The 17,547-nt window shown below is 43.3% G+C and carries 7 protein-coding genes, 2 tRNA genes and 3 rRNA genes; 10 read left to right on the top strand and 2 right to left on the bottom strand.

All coding sequences use genetic code 11. The annotated features are described in order from the left end of the window. Nucleotides 1–81 precede the first annotated feature (81 nt). Complete coding sequence (locus I6J02_RS05145) at nucleotides 82–642, bottom strand: RNA polymerase sigma-70 factor (protein WP_201680731.1); 561 nt, start codon at nucleotides 640–642, stop codon at nucleotides 82–84. Nucleotides 643–846: 204 nt separating this feature from the next. On the opposite strand from I6J02_RS05145, the gene I6J02_RS05140 reads away from it, so the two are divergent. The 10 genes from I6J02_RS05140 to I6J02_RS05095 all read left to right on the top strand — a co-directional run bounded on the left by I6J02_RS05140 (nucleotide 847) and on the right by I6J02_RS05095 (nucleotide 14,580). Further along, entirely contained in the window at nucleotides 847–1,998 is a 1,152-nt protein-coding gene (locus I6J02_RS05140) for a FecR family protein (protein ID WP_201680730.1), read from the top strand. 169 nt (nucleotides 1,999–2,167) lie between these two features. Then, nucleotides 2,168–5,566 (top strand): SusC/RagA family TonB-linked outer membrane protein, encoded by a 3,399-nt coding sequence (locus tag I6J02_RS05135; protein ID WP_201680729.1) that lies wholly within the window; start codon nucleotides 2,168–2,170, stop codon nucleotides 5,564–5,566. Next, nucleotides 5,493–6,188, top strand: a complete 696-nt coding sequence (locus I6J02_RS05130) for a TlpA family protein disulfide reductase (RefSeq protein WP_236582302.1) — start codon at nucleotides 5,493–5,495, stop codon at nucleotides 6,186–6,188. The genes I6J02_RS05135 and I6J02_RS05130 overlap by 74 nt, the downstream gene beginning before the upstream one ends. Before the next feature lie 176 nt (nucleotides 6,189–6,364). Beyond that, nucleotides 6,365–7,183 (top strand): DUF1080 domain-containing protein, encoded by an 819-nt coding sequence (locus tag I6J02_RS05125; RefSeq protein WP_201680728.1) that lies wholly within the window; start codon nucleotides 6,365–6,367, stop codon nucleotides 7,181–7,183. 670 nt (nucleotides 7,184–7,853) lie between these two features. Beyond that, nucleotides 7,854–9,376: ribosomal RNA gene (locus tag I6J02_RS05120) — 16S ribosomal RNA — on the top strand. 118 nt (nucleotides 9,377–9,494) lie between these two features. After that, nucleotides 9,495–9,571 (top strand) — tRNA-Ile (locus I6J02_RS05115). Between the two features lie 8 nt (nucleotides 9,572–9,579). Continuing rightward, a tRNA-Ala gene (locus tag I6J02_RS05110) sits at nucleotides 9,580–9,653 on the top strand. Nucleotides 9,654–9,818: 165 nt separating this feature from the next. After that, nucleotides 9,819–12,703, top strand: a 23S ribosomal RNA gene (locus I6J02_RS05105). 106 nt (nucleotides 12,704–12,809) lie between these two features. Then, nucleotides 12,810–12,921: ribosomal RNA gene (gene rrf / locus I6J02_RS05100) — 5S ribosomal RNA — on the top strand. Together the 16S, 23S and 5S rRNA genes with 2 tRNA genes alongside form the textbook arrangement of a ribosomal RNA operon. Before the next feature lie 648 nt (nucleotides 12,922–13,569). Next, complete coding sequence (locus I6J02_RS05095) at nucleotides 13,570–14,580, top strand: formylglycine-generating enzyme family protein (RefSeq protein WP_236582301.1); 1,011 nt, start codon at nucleotides 13,570–13,572, stop codon at nucleotides 14,578–14,580. Nucleotides 14,581–14,650: 70 nt separating this feature from the next. Here the strand turns inward: I6J02_RS05095 and carB are convergent, their stop codons facing one another. Next, nucleotides 14,651–17,467 carry a carbamoyl-phosphate synthase large subunit gene (gene carB / locus I6J02_RS05090; protein WP_201680726.1) on the bottom strand — a complete coding sequence of 939 codons (2,817 nt, stop codon included), beginning with the start codon at nucleotides 17,465–17,467 and terminating at the stop codon, nucleotides 14,651–14,653. Nucleotides 17,468–17,547: the final 80 nt, after the last annotated feature.

The raw sequence follows: 17,547 nt of genomic DNA, 5'->3' as shown, positions 1-17,547 counted from the left end.
CTGTTTGGATAATAATTTAGCCATTGAGCGGATATAAAAAACATTTTTGATACCGAAAGTTTTCACAAGATGGCATCGGATCTACAGCAACAGCAACAGAAAACGGTTCAGTTTTTGTCTTAAAGTCTTTATCGCTTTACCAAGATGTGCTTCTACCGTCTTTTCTGATATATTCAGTGCTGCAGCAATATCCTTTTGAGACATGTACTGTTCACGGCTCATCCGGAAAACAAGCTGACACTTTTCGGGTAATTCACTGATACTCTTATTCAGAATTTCCTTCAAATCCAGAAAGGCTAACCACTCCTGAGTAGAATCATCGAGGTTACGGGAAGTGATACTGTCTGCATATTTCTGTTGATGGTAAAGCTTGTCCATTACCTTAATAATACGGTATTTGACAGATGTTGCCAGATAGGCATTAAGACTTGTGTTGATCTGAAGATTCTCTCTTCGGTTCCACATAGACACAAAAATCTGTTGTACAATTTCTTCTGCCTCTTCCGGATCATGAAGTTTCTTTGCGGCAATATAAAAAAGTCGTTTCCAATACCTCTTATAGATTTCTGTAAAAGCAGCATGCTCACCCCGCATCAGTGCATTGATCAGGTCAGAATCAGTATATGCAGAATAATTGGTCATGATCTTTGATGATCCATTTTCAATACAGTAGAAGTCACTGTGCAAATCTGCACAATATTTTGAAAATAATCTAAGAATATTATCCCAGGGATATATTAATTTTCTGAAAATTATATCCTCCATATCAAGAAAAAGATAAAATAATTTAAAACCGAGTAAGGGATTTGTATTTCACAGGATACATACTATTAAATAAGGCTAAATATGGAGACTCCGCAAGATCAGGACAAATATAAAAAACTCGCCTCAAAATGGTTGGATAAGACAATTACGGAAGAAGAAATCCGGCAATTCAACCAGTGGTACGAACGTGACCCGGATAAAGTCGTAGAAATTCCGGATTTTTTCGCGGAGCACGAGGAGCAGCTGGAAACCAGGATATTCGACCGTATAAATGCACAAATAAATACGGTACGTATCTATCCCTTGTGGAAACGTATCAGTATCGCAGCTGCTGTTGTACTGTTGCTGAGTGTCTGTCTGTATGTATACAATTACAGCGGATCTCAACATACAGATATTGCCCGGATTGCCCCACAGGACAGTATACTTCCGGGTAAGAACGGTGCAACACTGACCTTGGCCGATGGAAAGAAAATAAACCTTTCGGATGTAGGGACTGGAGAGCTTGCTATGGAAAATGGTACACGTATATCCCAAACAGAAGACGGTCAGCTTCTGTATGATGCCGGATCTGCAGATCAGCACGAAGCAGGGATGAATACGTTAACTACGACTAAAGGAGAAATGTATATGATGATATTACCGGACAAATCTAGGGTCTGGCTCAATGCAGCCTCATCTCTGACGTTCTCACCAACAATTAATAAGCACAGCTCGCGGGAAGTAACCCTGACAGGTGAAGCCTACTTTGAAGTGGCCAAGGATAAAAATCGACCATTTATCGTGACGACAAAACAGCAGAAGGTAACGGTACTGGGGACACATTTCAATATCAGCAGTTATCCGGATGAAAAAGAGGTTAAAACTACACTGATAGAAGGATCTGTTAAAGTCAATAATCTTTCTTCCAAAGCTTCTATCATACTCAAACCGGATCAACAATCCGTCGTAGTGGGAAGCAATATACAAGTTCAACACGCTGATGTAGGTGAAATACTGGCATGGAAAAACGGAGATTTTGTTTTTGGAGGAGAAAGTTTTGAAAAATCAATGCATAAAATAGAACGGTGGTATGATGTAGAATTTGTGTATAAGGACCCGGATATAAAAAATATAATATTAGATGGATGGGTTTCAAGAAAAAGCACACTTACTGAAGTGTTAAGGAAGATCGAACTTGCCGGAAATGTAAGGTTTAAGAGGACAGGAAGGAGGATTCTGATTGTAAAATAAAAACGAAAAAAGGAATAATAAAAGAGGTCAGAAGTGCAGCAAACACCCCTGACCAAAAGGTAGATATCAATTATAAATGCTAAAACACTTAAGCTTCGAACCTGTAAGTGCTTTTACTAACTAATACTTAAAGCAAATGTATAAAATTTACACCTATAAATTGATTTTTATGCGTCTTAGCACTGTCTTATTATTTCTGTCTTTTATGCAGATCTGTGCAGCAACATATGGGCAAAAGGTAAAATTGCGTGAAAAGAACAGCTCTGTAAAAGATGTCTTGTATAAAATAAGGCAACAGACCGGTTATGATTTTTTGTTTGACAGACATCTTGTCGAAGAGCTGGAAACTGTAAACATATCAGTTAAAAATACCGGTCTGGATGAAACTATGAAGAGGCTTCTGGCAAACACAGGACTGACATATACCATCGAAAATAAATTTGTGCTGATTAGAAAGAAGGTTACTCCGACGCTAAATAAAAATCTGCCAGATATACAGCAAATGGATGTACGTGGGCGGGTAGTAGACTCTCTGGGTAATCCTTTGCAAGGAGCGACTATAGCTGTATTTCATCAAACCTCTTCGGAAAATGCCCAAACAGGAGATTTTTCGATGACGGTTAAAGGACGCATGGCTGCTGCGGTTACAGATAAAAACGGGGAATTTGTGCTTCACAATGTGGCTGAAAATATGATGCTTTCCATTTCTTATATTGGTTATGAAAATTATGTCACCAAACCGGCGCCTAATGTGGGAACTATACGCCTGAAGTTAGCAGGAAGACTGGAGGAAGTGGTGATCAATACCGGCTATCAGCATATTTCGAAGGAACGTAGTGCGGGTTCGTTTGCAAAACCGGATATGGGAGTATTGGCCAACAGAGCTACAAGTACAAATGTGCTTCAGCGTATGGACGGTCTGGTACCGGGACTGGTGATTAATAACTCCCCTACAGATGGTAAACAACAGTTTCTGATCCGGGGATTAAGTACATTATCTACAACAGATAATTATACCAATGCCTCCCCTTTGTACGTCGTGGACGGAATAGCGGTAGCAGATGTGTCTTCTGTCAATCCACAGGATGTACAGGATATATCTGTACTGAAGGACGCTACAGCATCGTCTATCTGGGGAGCCAGGGCATCCAACGGAGTAATTGTGATTACCACCAAAAAAGGATCAAACAACCAGAAACTGCGAATCACATACGATGCTTTTGTCAATATACAGGGTAGACCGGATATCAGCTATTTTCCGGTACTGGACAGCCGGCAATATATACAGGCTTCCAGAGAAACCTTTGACCCGGAAAATCTTTTTTATAATCCAAATATCAACGTTTTCATAGAGGGGACAGGTTATACCCCTGATCGTCAGGTTCAGTGGGACGCTTTCCGCGGACTAATCTCTGCAGCGCAAAGAGATGCGAAGCTAGACAGTCTTGCAGGCATCAGCAACCTGAATCAGGTACAGGATATTTTTTATCGTCCGCAAATACTGACCAATCATACGCTTTCCTTGTCGGGGGGTACAGACATATACAGTAATTATACCTCTCTGGCTTATACCGGCAATCAGGACTATACACCAGGCCACAGGGACAATACATTTAAGATTAATACCCGTAATGATTTTAAAATTAACAGCCATATCAAAGCATTTTTCATTGCGGATCTGACCAACCAACGTACGGGTTCCAACCGGACGGTTTCACCAGATAACCGGTTCCTGCCGTATCAGCTGTTCCGGGATCCTTCAGGTAATAACATAGATATGTCTTATTTAGGCATTCTTCCCGGAGAAGCTATGCAGCCTATTGAAGATTTAACTGGCCGGAGTTTGCGATATAATCCGCTGACTAATGCGCTCACAGGCCGCAACACTGGTAATTTATTTATTGCCCGTATCATCTCTGGTCTTACAGTCGATCTGTACAAAGGACTGCGTTATGAAGGAGTATTTGGCTATATCAGAGGAATAAACCGAATGTCAAGCTACGATGATAATACCAATTATAGCCAGAATATACAGCTGCTACGTTTTGCTCAGAATACGGATGGAACGATCAGATACAACCTCCCCAATACCGGAGGCCGCTACGCTGTATCCAATAGGCTAGATGAAAACTGGACACTACGTAATCAGCTTGTTTATGCTTATACTTCCGGGAATCAGCTTCATCAGGTAGATGCATTGGCGGGTTATGAGGAACAGGAACAAAAGAATACCAATAGCAACAGTATAGTATACGGCTATGATGAAAATTCACAGGTATCAGCATTGTTGGATTACTATCTGTTGAAAACTACAGGAATAGCCGGAATAATACCTTCATTCGGTGGCAATGCCAAATTAAATGAAGAACCTTTCAGACAGTCTGAAGCTCTTTTCCGTTTTCGGTCTTATTACAGCAATGTGGGATACACTTTTGGCAAGCGATATACCGTCAATACCAGCTGGAGACAGGACAAAAGCAATCTTTTCGGGATCAATAAATCAGCACAGCGCAGGCCGGCATGGAGTGTGGGCGGAAAATGGACACTTAGTAATGAGGCATTTATGAAAAATGTCAGCTTTGTCAAGGAGCTGTCAGCCCGGATGACCTATGGCATCGGTGGCAACTCGCCTGTGCCAGGCAAAAGTGCAAATCAGGATATATTTCTGCCCGTATCCAACACGCTTGTCGCTGAGGGACAGGGGTATACATTGTTTACTGCAGGCAATAAAAACCTGACCTGGGAGCAGACCCGTACGCTGAATGCAGGTCTGGATTTCGCTATTTTTGACCACAGGCTGAGTGGTTCGCTGGATTACTATAAAAAAAAATCAACAGATCTGATCGGGCCGCTGGAAGTCAATCCGTTGACAGGTATTACAACTATTGTAGGCAATGTGGGTAGTATGTCCAATACGGGTATAGAAGCCGCTATACGTTCCGTAAATATCCGTAATGCAGATTTTCAGTGGAACAGCTCCCTGAGCCTTTCCTACAATAGAAATAAGGTTACGAAAGTAAGTTCACTAATCATTCTTAATACTGGGATAAATAAAATCATGACCCACTACTGGGCTGGTTCTCCTGCTTTTTCTGCATTCGCATTTGATTATGCCGGTCTGAATGCCGAAGGGAATCCCTTGGTCAGACTTGCAGATGGCAGTGCTTCGCCAGGTATGGACGATGCCGGGACGCCAAAGTCAGAGGATGTCGTGTTTATGGGCGTGTTCCAGCCAGCCTGGAGCGGAGGCTTATCCAATACTTTGGGTTATAAAGGTTTTTCCCTGAATATCAATATGGTGTACAATCTGGGACATGTCATGTTTCGGGATATGAACCGGACATACAGCGAATCTTTTTCAGGAAACGGCTTTATCGCAAGCCAGAATTTTCAGGCAGGAAATCTGCATGCTGATTTTGCAAACCGCTGGCAGAAGGCGCAACTACGATATATTGCTGCTTTACTTTTATCCGCCTTATTTGCGCAGAAAGGAATTGTTCTTAGAAGGGAAGCTGGACAGTCCGCACGAACTGCAGGATGCATATACAGATTACCAGATGATCCTTAAATATTATCCGGCAGGCAAAGTCAAAAGTGAAGCACTCGGCAAAACTATAGTGAAGGTGCTTGATCAGGCGAAAGACCTGCCGGTAGTAAAACCTCTTATGGAGGAACATATTGCTAAATATGCTGATGCCGCTACTGCAAAAATGCTTTTGGAGAAGTATGCGACAATGGATAAATTATCTTCCGGCAAAATGGCTCCGGAGTTTACTTTAAAAAGTCTGGAAGGCAAAGATGTATCCCTGAAGGATTTCAGAGGTAAGGTGGTGTATATTGATTTCTGGGCTAGCTGGTGTGCCCCGTGCAGAGGCGAGATGAAGAATGGTGCCCCTAAACTTCATTCACGGTTCAAGGACAATAAGGATGTAGTATTTCTGTATATAAGCCTCGATAGTAAAATCGATGCCTGGAAAAAAGCAATTGATGAAGATAAAATAGAAGGCGTTCATTTGCTTTCACAGGCTACTTCAGGAGTGAATACACCAATAGCTAAGGCATTTAATATTTCGGGTATTCCACGTTATGTGATTATTGATAAGGACGGTAGAGTATTTGACAATGATGCTCCAAGACCAAGTGAGGATATTACCTATGACAAAATAACGGAGGCGCTTAAAATTCAATAGCATAAAATAAAAGATAGGACTAGGAGCCGTTCCCACTTTGAAAAAAGGGGGGCGGTTTTAATTAAGCGTTGTCATGATGTATATAATAAGGGACTGATTAATTTTTCAGCCCTTTATGTATTGCAGATACATCCGGTATTTTTGTATTTTAGGACTTTCCATAAAAACAAAACCTGATGAAAAGAAAAGTATTCCTTTATATATGTACTGCTTTGTTAATGGCCGGAGGTTGTTCCGTAAAGAAAACCAAAGAAAATACGGATACATCGACACAGGAATGGAAGTCCCTGTTCAATGGCAAAGATATCAATGACTGGAATGTCAAGATTCACCATCATGATTATGGAGTCAATTATGGTCATACCTTTCGCGTTCAGGATGGTGCTATCCAGGTCCGATACGATGAATATGGAGATTTTAATGAGCAATATGGCCACCTTTATTATAAGACGCCTTATTCCTATTATCATCTTAAACTGGAATACCGGTTTGTAGGAGAGCTTCATCCCGGAGCACCTGATTATACCTTACGTAATAGCGGCGTCATGTTTCATTCGCAGGATCCGGCGACCATGCCCAAAGAGCAGGATTGGCCAATCTCGGTGGAGATGCAGTTTCTGGGCGGGCTGGGAGATGGAAATCCCAGACCGACCGGTAATATGTGTTCACCCGGAACGCATGTTATATATAAAGGAAAGATCGCTGCTTCCCATTGTCTCAATTCTACTTCTAAGACCTATGACGGAGATCAGTGGGTGAGTGCGGAACTGATTGTACTTGGAGATTCGCTGATTACCCATATTATTGAGGGCGATACTGTCTTGCAGTATTCCAAACCACAGATCGGAGGTGGAGTTGCCAATCGTTATGATCCCAAGATCAAAATTGACGGTCAGTTGTTAAAGAGTGGATTTATTGCCCTTCAAAGCGAAGGACAGCCGGTAGATTTCAGAAATATCCGTATAAAGGACCTTTCTGCTGAGTACAGGCATTAATCCGCTGTGACGAAAGCAAGAAGGCCTGCCGGAGCATTATATAAGCTGTTTTGATTGTTTGTAGATAGATTCTTTAATTTTATACTTCAAGTTATCAGATAGTTAAGATTATTATGAAAAAAAGCTTTGAAAAAGGTTTGGAAGTAATGTGTTTAAAGTTCTACCTTTGCACCACTCCGCAAGGGAGGGACGGTTGTTTCGCAAGGGACGACACTTGAAAAAAGGAAGTTTAGAATAACGGGAGGGCATATTTTTTATAAAAAAGATTTGTGTATACCGAAAAAGATTTCTACCTTTGCCATCCCTTACGGGAGCTAAGCTGAGCGGTTTCGGATAGAGATCGGGAGGTGGAAAAAAAGGGAAAGAAAGAGCCAGAAAATATTTTCACAAATATTTTGGAAGTTTAAAAAAGATTTCTACCTTTGCAGTCCCTTCAGAAACGAAGGAAAAAACAAGATCAAAACGGGCGCAATGCCTGCTTGAAATAGAAGCTGAAACGAGAGTGGAAGCGCGAAGTTCTTTAAAGAAATAATCATGTAGCGTAACGAGTAGTTGATTAGTCAACGAAAGTTAACAAACAATCAACCAAGTCAATTCAGGTTAGAAATTAACAAAGACAATTCTAATTATTTTTATTGATAAATAGTTAGGTGTCGAACAATTCATTATTACAATGGAGAGTTTGATCCTGGCTCAGGATGAACGCTAGCGGCAGGCCTAATACATGCAAGTCGAACGAGATTATCCAGCTTGCTGGATATGAAAGTGGCGCACGGGTGCGTAACGCGTGAGCAACCTACCTCTGTCAGGGGGATAGCCCGGCGAAAGTCGGATTAACACCGCATGACATTATAGATGTGGCATCACATTATAATCAAATATTTATAGGATAGAGATGGGCTCGCGTGACATTAGCTAGTTGGAGAGGTAACGGCTCACCAAGGCAACGATGTCTAGGGGCTCTGAGAGGAGAATCCCCCACACTGGTACTGAGACACGGACCAGACTCCTACGGGAGGCAGCAGTAAGGAATATTGGTCAATGGAGGGAACTCTGAACCAGCCATGCCGCGTGCAGGATGACTGCCCTATGGGTTGTAAACTGCTTTTATCGGGGAATAAACCTACGTTTGTAAACGTAGCTGAATGTACCCGAAGAATAAGGATCGGCTAACTCCGTGCCAGCAGCCGCGGTAATACGGAGGATCCAAGCGTTATCCGGATTTATTGGGTTTAAAGGGTGCGTAGGCGGTTCTTTAAGTCAGAGGTGAAAGACGGCAGCTTAACTGTCGCAGTGCCTTTGATACTGAAGAACTTGAATGCGGTTGAGGAATGCGGAATGAGACAAGTAGCGGTGAAATGCATAGATATGTCTCAGAACCCCGATTGCGAAGGCAGCATTCCAAGCCGTTATTGACGCTGATGCACGAAAGCGTGGGGATCGAACAGGATTAGATACCCTGGTAGTCCACGCCCTAAACGATGATAACTCGATGTTGGCGATAGACAGTCAGCGTCCCAGCGAAAGCGTTAAGTTATCCACCTGGGGAGTACGCCCGCAAGGGTGAAACTCAAAGGAATTGACGGGGGCCCGCACAAGCGGAGGAGCATGTGGTTTAATTCGATGATACGCGAGGAACCTTACCCGGGCTTGAAAGTTAGTGAATGATCCAGAGACGGATCAGTCCTTCGGGACACGAAACTAGGTGCTGCATGGCTGTCGTCAGCTCGTGCCGTGAGGTGTTGGGTTAAGTCCCGCAACGAGCGCAACCCCTATGTTTAGTTGCCAGCACATAATGGTGGGGACTCTAAACAGACTGCCTGCGCAAGCAGAGAGGAAGGTGGGGACGACGTCAAGTCATCATGGCCCTTACGTCCGGGGCTACACACGTGCTACAATGGTCGGTACAGCGGGCAGCTACACAGTAATGTGATGCCAATCTCTGAAAGCCGATCACAGTTCGGATTGAGGTCTGCAACTCGACCTCATGAAGTTGGATTCGCTAGTAATCGCGTATCAGCAATGACGCGGTGAATACGTTCCCGGGCCTTGTACACACCGCCCGTCAAGCCATGAAAGTTGGGGGTGCCTAAAGCATGTAACCGCAAGGAGCGTGTTAGGGCAAAACCGATAATTGGGGCTAAGTCGTAACAAGGTAGCCGTACCGGAAGGTGCGGCTGGAATACCTCCTTTCTAGAGTACTTGAATTGGTGCTCGTTACGTATACACATGATTAAAGAAAGACATTAAGAAGAAAGTACCCATCCCAAGAAAAAGGAATGGAGTTACCGAGAGAGATTAAGAAAAAGCTAGTCCCGTAGCTCAGTTGGTTAGAGCACTACACTGATAATGTAGGGGTCAGCAGTTCAAATCTGCTCGGGACTACCACACAAGCCGGGGAATTAGCTCAGCTGGCTAGAGCATCTGCCTTGCACGCAGAGGGTCAACGGTTCGACTCCGTTATTCTCCACTAAAGAAATGTGTTATCGAGTGATAGCATGGTAAGTTTCTTAACGAGTTCTTTGACATATTGAAAGAAAAAAATTACAAGAGAAGACAACAGTAGAGACGTTTTCCATTAATTTGGAGAACACAATACAAGCATCACCATAGTAGCAAAAGGGCTATGCGTGAGAAGAAAGTAAATAAGGGCACACGGGGGATGCCTAGGCTCTCAGAGGCGAAGAAGGACGTGATAAGCTGCGATAAGCATCGGGGATTGGCAAATGCGACTTGATCCGATGATTTCCGAATGGGGCAACCTAACATACTGAAGGTATGTTGTATAATACGCGAACGCGCTGAACTGAAACATCTAAGTAGGCGTAGGAGAAGAAAATAATAATGATTTCCCAAGTAGTGGCGAGCGAACGGGAAAGAGCCCAAACCATAATTGTTACGGCATTTATGGGGTTGTAGGACCACGACGTTGTATTGACCGTATGAAGTAGAAGCAGATGGGAAGCTGCACGATAAGGGTGATAGTCCCGTATACGTAAAGAGGGTCAGCATAGTGGTATCCTGAGTACCGCGGGGTCGGAGACGCCCTGTGGGAATCCGGCGGCACCATCCGCCAAGGCTAAATACTCCTGAGAGACCGATAGTGAACCAGTACCGTGAGGGAAAGGTGAAAAGAACCCCGAACAGGGGAGTGAAAAGAACCTGAAACCGTGTGCTTACAAGCGGTTGGAGCAGAGTGATTCTGTGACAGCGTGCCTTTTGCATAATGAGCCTACGAGTTACTCTTGTCTGGCAAGGTTAAGTGGTTCAGCCACGTATCCGAAGCGAAAGCGAGTCTTAATAGGGCGCATAGTCAGATGAGGTAGACGCGAAACCTTGTGATCTACCCTTGGGCAGGTTGAAGTTGCAGTAACATGTAATGGAGGACCGAACCGATAAACGTTGAAAAGTTTCCGGATGACCTGAGGGTAGGGGTGAAAGGCTAATCAAACTGGGAAATAGCTCGTACTCCCCGAAATGTTTTTAGGAACAGCGTGAGAGTTTAGTTTGATAGAGGTAGAGCTACCGATTGGGTGCGGGGGAGTCAAATCCTACCAAATCCAGACGAACTCCGAATGCTATCAAATATATCTTGCAGTGAGGCTTTGGGTGCTAAGGTCCAAGGCCGAGAGGGAAAGAACCCAGACCATCAGCTAAGGTCCCCAAATATACACTAAGTTGAACTAACGAGGTCCGGTTGCCCAGACAGCTAGGATGTTGGCTTGGAAGCAGCCATTCATTTAAAGAGTGCGTAACAGCTCACTAGTCGAGCGGCCGGGCGTGGATAATAAACGGGCATCAAGTGTATTACCGAAGCTATGGATTATATACAAGAGTATATACTGGTAGGGGAGCATTCTATAGGGGGCGAATCGTCATGGTAATGTGGCGTGGACTTTATAGAAAAGCAAATGTAGGCATAAGTAACGATAAGGCAGGTGGGAAACCTGCCCACCGAAAGACTAAGGTTTCCTGATCAACGCTAATCGGATCAGGGTTAGTCGGGGCCTAAGGTACACCCGAAGGGGGACAACCGATGGACAACTGGTTAATATTCCAGTACTTTTTATAACTGCGATGTGGTGACGGAGTAGTGACACTGCCGCGAACTGACGGAATAGTTCGTTAAAAGGCGTAGGTATTAGAGATGTAGGCAAATCCGCATTTTTAGCTGAAACCCAATAGTACAGCAAAGCTTCGGTGGCGCTGATAGAGCAGGTAAGCAGACTTCCAAGAAAACCCGCTAAGCTTCAGGTTATAAAAACCCGTACCGTAAACCGACACAGGTAGTCGAGGAGAGAATCCTAAGGTGCTCGAGTGAATCATGGCTAAGGAACTCGGCAAAATGGCCCTGTAACTTCGGGAGAAGGGGCGCTTCCTCACGAGAGTGAGAAGCCGCAGTGAAAAGGCCCAGGCGACTGTTTAACAAAAACATATGGCTTTGCAAAATCGAAAGATGAGGTATAAGGCCTGACACCTGCCCGGTGCTGGAAGGTTAAGAGGGGATGTCATCGCAAGAGAAGCATTGAATCGAAGCCCCAGTAAACGGCGGCCGTAACTATAACGGTCCTAAGGTAGCGAAATTCCTTGTCGGGTAAGTTCCGACCTGCACGAATGGTGTAACGATCTGGGCGCTGTCTCAGCCATGAGCTCGGTGAAATTGTGGTATCGGTGAAGACGCCGGTTACCCGCAACGGGACGGAAAGACCCCATGCACCTTCACTATAGCTTAACATTGGAATTGGGTACAGGATGTGTAGGATAGGCGGGAGATGTTGAAGCGGCTTCGCCAGGAGTCGTGGAATCAACCTTGAAATACCGCCCTTTCTGTATTCGGTTTCTAACTCGATCAAGTCGAGGACATTGTTTGGTGGGTAGTTTGACTGGGGTGGTCGCCTCCAAAAAGGTAACGGAGGCTTTCAAAGGTAAGCTCAGTACGCTTGGTAACCGTACGTGGAGTGCAATGGCATAAGCTTGCTTGACTGTGAGACCGACAAGTCGAACAGGGTCGAAAGACGGACATAGTGATCCGGTGGTTCTGTATGGAAGGGCCATCGCTCAAAGGATAAAAGGTACGCTGGGGATAACAGGCTGATCTCCCCCAAGAGCTCATATCGACGGGGAGGTTTGGCACCTCGATGTCGGCTCGTCACATCCTGGGGCTGGAGAAGGTCCCAAGGGTTGGGCTGTTCGCCCATTAAAGTGGCACGCGAGCTGGGTTCAGAACGTCGCGAGACAGTTCGGTCCCTATCTGTTGTGGGCGTTGGAAGTTTGAGTGGATCTGATCTTAGTACGAGAGGACCGGATTGGACAGACCGCTGGTGAACCTGTTATGCCGCCAGGTGTACGGCAGGGTAGCTACGTCTGGAATAGATAAGCGCTGAAAGCATCTAAGTGCGAAACTAGCCACGAGATGAGACTTCCTTATAGGGTCGTAGAAGATGACTACGTTGATAGGTTGTAGGTGTAAAGGTAGAAATACCATAGCCGAGCAATACTAATAGCCCGAAGCTTTCTCAAGCAGATAACACTGTTGTCTTCCTCTTTAATTATTTCTTTCAATATAATGTCATTGATGTTATTGTGGCTAATTAGAGTTAGTTATTATATAATATCAAAAAAGTATTCAGGTGCCTATATCGGCGGTGTCTACCTCTTCCCATTCCGAACAGAGCAGTCAAGCCCGCCAGAGCCGATGGTATTGCCGTAACAGGTGGGAGAGTAGGTCGGTGCCTTTTTTTATACGAAAGCCCTTTCTGGAAACAGATAAGGGCTTTTTTGTTTTCATAGGGTAGAACCAAACCAAATAGCCAACACAGCTTCAACAAAAGCTGGTGCGAACGTGTCGCTCGTACCCATGTAATACAGACACAAGCAACGCTACGCTTATGCTTGCGCCAGCGTTAGTGACAACAGTTTGTCCGAGATGTTGTTCTATCTCCTTTCGAGGGAGAGAGGTTAAGATCTGCTATTCTTCCTTCTGAGTTATGGAATATAATGTAAAGTAAAACGCAGAATGGAAATTAACGCAAACGATTGTGCGAATTAGTCAAACGATTGCATTCATTTTTTTGTTTTTAATTCATTTTCCGTCACGTATAATTGTATTGTCATTAAGCAAATGACACACGAACAACCATTATAAACATAACCTTCAATGTTTTCGGAAATTCGTTCATAAATTGACTGTTTAGTTTGTTTTAAAATAGGTGATTTTAAAGGGATTCTTCGGGATCCCTTTATTTTTTCAGTAATTTGAAAACATATTACTGTTATCTCCATAAATAATTCTGTATTTTGTAGTAATGAAATTGTCTGCCGGAATTCAACTGATCTTTTTAATAGCAAGCCCGCTTGTTTACTCCTGTGTTGGTAAGTCTAAACCTATGGACAAGCTTTCTTTTGAGAATGATGCACCACATTGTATTGTAGGTATTCCCTCCAGATTCTCAGCTGTAAGTGATACAGCTGCTGAAATCATTAGTATACGAGGAGCCGATGATGCGAAAATGGTTAAAATAGAAGGAGGTAGCTATGAAATGGGATCAGCTGATTTTGAAGATGCAAAGCCTGTTCATAAGGTAAATGTTAAATCTTTCTGGATGGATGAGCATGAAGTCACGAATGCTCAGTTTACCAAATTTGTACAGGCTACCGGATACATAACAGTAGCGGAGCGACCGTTGGATCCCCATGATTTTCCAGGCGTGGATCCGGAAATGCTGAAGCCGGGCTCTGCTGTATTTCATGCTCCTAAAGAGGTTCGCGGGTTGAATGATCCTTTGCAATGGTGGTCTTATATTGTAGGTGCCAATTGGAAACATCCGGAAGGACCTGAAAGTACTATTAAGGGAAAGGAGAACTATCCCGTTGTACATATCGCATATCAGGATGCCGAGGCTTACGCCAAATGGGCAGGCAAACGTCTTCCAACGGAAGCGGAGTGGGAATATGCTGCAAAAACGGCTAATTATAACAATGAGAAATATTATTGGGGTACTGAAAAAACGGAAAATGGGAAGTGGGCCGCAAATATCTACCAGGGAGAGTTTCCCATAAAGGATACCGGTGAAGACGGCTATGTGGGAGCAGCTCCTGTAAAATCTTATCCGGCTAATACTTCAGGACTGTATGATATGGAGGGAAATGTCTGGGAATGGTGTTCTGATTTTTATCGTCCGGATTATTATAAAAACAGTTCGGAAAGTAATCCGGCCGGACCTTCGGATTCTTACGACCCTCAGGAACCCGGAGCTGTAAAACGTGTACAGCGTGGCGGTTCTTTTCTGTGTAACGATATGTATTGTGAGCGCTACAAAGCGGGTAGCAGAGGTAAGGGAGAGGTGAATAGCCCTACTAATAATGTAGGATTCAGATTAGTGAAAGATATAGATTAGCTATTGAAAATTAACGCCAAAAAAAAAGGGTAGCTCATGCGAGTTACCCTTTTTTTGTATATATCCGTTCTTATTTACTTAAGAACATTGATTTTTTAGCATAAAGCTCTCTGAAGTAGGCATCATTCAGGTCTTTAATAAAGCGTATTGCTTCACCTGTAGACTTCATTTCAGGGCCTAATTGCTTATCTACTTCCGGGAATTTGGAGAAAGAGAATACCGGCTCTTTAATTGCATATCCTTCTAGCTTGCGTGTAATGGTAAAGTCTTTCAATTTGTTTACCCCCAGCATAACTTTTGTTGCAATATTGATATATGGTACATCGTAAGCTTTCGCAATAAAAGGTACTGTACGTGATGCGCGAGGGTTAGCTTCGATAACAAATACATTTTCATCTTTTACGGCAAACTGTATGTTTAATAAACCTTTTACATTCAATGCCTTTGCTAATTTCTTAGAGTACTCTTCCATTTTATCCTGTACATTCTGGGATAAGCTGAATGGAGGTAATACTGCAGAAGAGTCTCCTGAGTGGATTCCGGCAGGTTCGATGTGTTCCATCATACCGATGATGTGTACCTCTTCACCGTCACAGATTGAATCTGATTCTGCTTCTTCGGCACGATCCAGAAAGTGGTCAATCAATACACGGTTACCAGGTAAGTTTTTCAGCAGATTAACGACTGCTTTTTCAAGATCTTCATCATTGATAACGATACTCATTCCTTGTCCTCCTAATACATAAGACGGACGAACAAGTACCGGATAACCTACCTGATTTGCTACGATGATAGCTTCTTCTGCTGATTCCGCAACTCCGTATTTCGGGTAAGGAATATCCAATGATTTTAACAGGTCTGAGAAACGGCCACGATCTTCTGCAAGATCCATATCCTGGAATGAAGTTCCAATGATCTTAACACCAATAGCTTCTAATTTTTCTGCCATTTTCAATGCCGTCTGACCACCCAACTGTACGATTACCCCTTCAGGTTTTTCCAGTTCAATGATTTCACGCACATGTTCCCAGAAAACAGGCTCGAAATATAATTTATCAGCCATATTGAAGTCTGTAGAAACTGTTTCAGGGTTACAATTAACCATGATTGCTTCATAACCAGATTCTTTAGCTGCTAATAATCCATGTACACAAGAGTAATCAAATTCTATACCCTGACCGATACGGTTAGGACCTGAACCTAACACAACGATTTTTTTCTTGTCTGAAATAATGGATTCGTTTTCTTCTTCAAAAGTAGAGTAGTAGTATGGTGTCTGTGCCGGAAATTCTGCAGCACAGGTATCTACCATTTTATATACTCTGTTAATGCCTAGTTCTTTACGACGGGCATATACTTCATCTTCTGTAACATTTCCTAATAACCAGGAGATCTGAATATCAGAATATCCTTTTTGTTTCAGGGTCATGAAGAAATCCTTAGGGATATTGTTCAACTGGTAGCGGCGAAGCTCACCTTCCAGCTGTACTAATTCCTGAATCTGTACAAGGAACCATTTATCAATCAGCGTTGCTTTGCGGATAGACTCTAAAGGTACTCCTAATTCAAATGCATCTTTAATATGAAATAACCTGTCCGCGCTTGGGTGCTCCAGACTGTCCATAATCTCTTCAAGATTACGGCTTTGTCTGCCATCTGCACCAAGTCCTGCACGGTTGGTTTCCAGAGACTGTGCTGCTTTCTGAAGCGCTTCAATGAAGGTACGGCCTATTGCCATTACTTCACCTACCGCTTTCATCTGCAGACCAAGCTCTTTATTTGCTCCTTTGAATTTGTCAAAGTTGAAACGAGGTACTTTGACGATTACATAATCTAATGTCGGTTCAAAGTACGCTGAAGTTGTTTGTGTAATTTGATTTTGTAATTCATCCAGATTGTATCCGATCGCCAGTTTAGCTGCAATCTTAGCAATTGGATATCCTGTAGCTTTAGATGCCAGAGCGGAAGAACGGGATACACGAGGATTGATTTCAATCGCGATGATTTCTTCGTTTTCAGGATTTACAGAGAACTGTACGTTACATCCTCCGGCGAAGTTACCAATGGAACGCATCATTTTGATTGCCTGATTACGCATGTCCTGATAACAACGGTCACTCAGCGTCATAGCCGGAGCTACTGTGATAGAGTCTCCTGTATGGATACCCATCGGGTCAAAGTTTTCGATTGTACAGATAATGATTACATTATCGTTAGTATCACGAAGTAACTCTAATTCGAATTCTTTCCATCCTAATACGGCTTGTTCTACCAGTACTTCGTGTGTAGGAGAAGCATGAAGACCTCTGTTAAGGGCTGCATCAAAATCTTCTTTTTTGTGAACAAATCCACCTCCGGTACCGGCAAGTGTATAAGAAGGTCTGATAACCAGCGGGTAGCCAATTTCTTGTGCTGCTTCTTTTCCTTCTAAGAAGGAGTTTGCAATTTTGGATGTGGCAACACCTACACCGATATCAACCATCAACTGACGGAAAGCTTCACGATTTTCAGTTTTTTCAATTGCTGCAACGTCGACACCGATGACTTTGATATCGTACTTTTCCCAGATACCGCGCTCGGAAGCTTCGATACATAGGTTTAATGCTGTCTGTCCGCCCATAGTAGGCAATACAGCGTCGATGTTGTGTTTCTGAAGGACTTCTTCGATGCTTTCGCAGGTCAAAGGAAGCAAGTACACATTGTCTGCTACGACTTTGTCTGTCATGATCGTAGCAGGATTGGAGTTAATAATGGAAACCTCAATACCTTCTTCTTTCAAAGATAAAGCAGCTTGAGATCCGGAGTAGTCAAACTCACAAGCCTGACCGATAACGATAGGACCTGATCCAATAATTAAAACCGATTTGATGGAAGTGTTTCTTGGCATTTTTGTAGTTCAAAAAAATTATTTTCTAAAACGATCTTGAGCAAAACAATCAAAATGCTATCCGGAGAGAGGGGAGTATT

This window comes from Sphingobacterium spiritivorum (genome assembly GCF_016725325.1).
Classification (GTDB): domain Bacteria; phylum Bacteroidota; class Bacteroidia; order Sphingobacteriales; family Sphingobacteriaceae; genus Sphingobacterium.
The sequence above is the reverse complement of the archived record's forward strand: the minus strand, read 5'-3'. Positions and strand labels throughout refer to the sequence as shown.

Coding starts and splice junctions, on each gene's coding strand:
- I6J02_RS05145 (WP_201680731.1), bottom strand. CDS start 642: ATGACCAATTATTCTGCATATACTGATTCTGACCTGATCAATGCACTG.
- I6J02_RS05125 (WP_201680728.1), top strand. CDS start 6,365: ATGAAAAGAAAAGTATTCCTTTATATATGTACTGCTTTGTTAATGGCC.
- I6J02_RS05135 (WP_201680729.1), top strand. CDS start 2,168: ATGCGTCTTAGCACTGTCTTATTATTTCTGTCTTTTATGCAGATCTGT.
- I6J02_RS05095 (WP_236582301.1), top strand. CDS start 13,570: ATGGACAAGCTTTCTTTTGAGAATGATGCACCACATTGTATTGTAGGT.
- carB (WP_201680726.1), bottom strand. CDS start 17,467: ATGCCAAGAAACACTTCCATCAAATCGGTTTTAATTATTGGATCAGGT.
- I6J02_RS05140 (WP_201680730.1), top strand. CDS start 847: ATGGAGACTCCGCAAGATCAGGACAAATATAAAAAACTCGCCTCAAAA.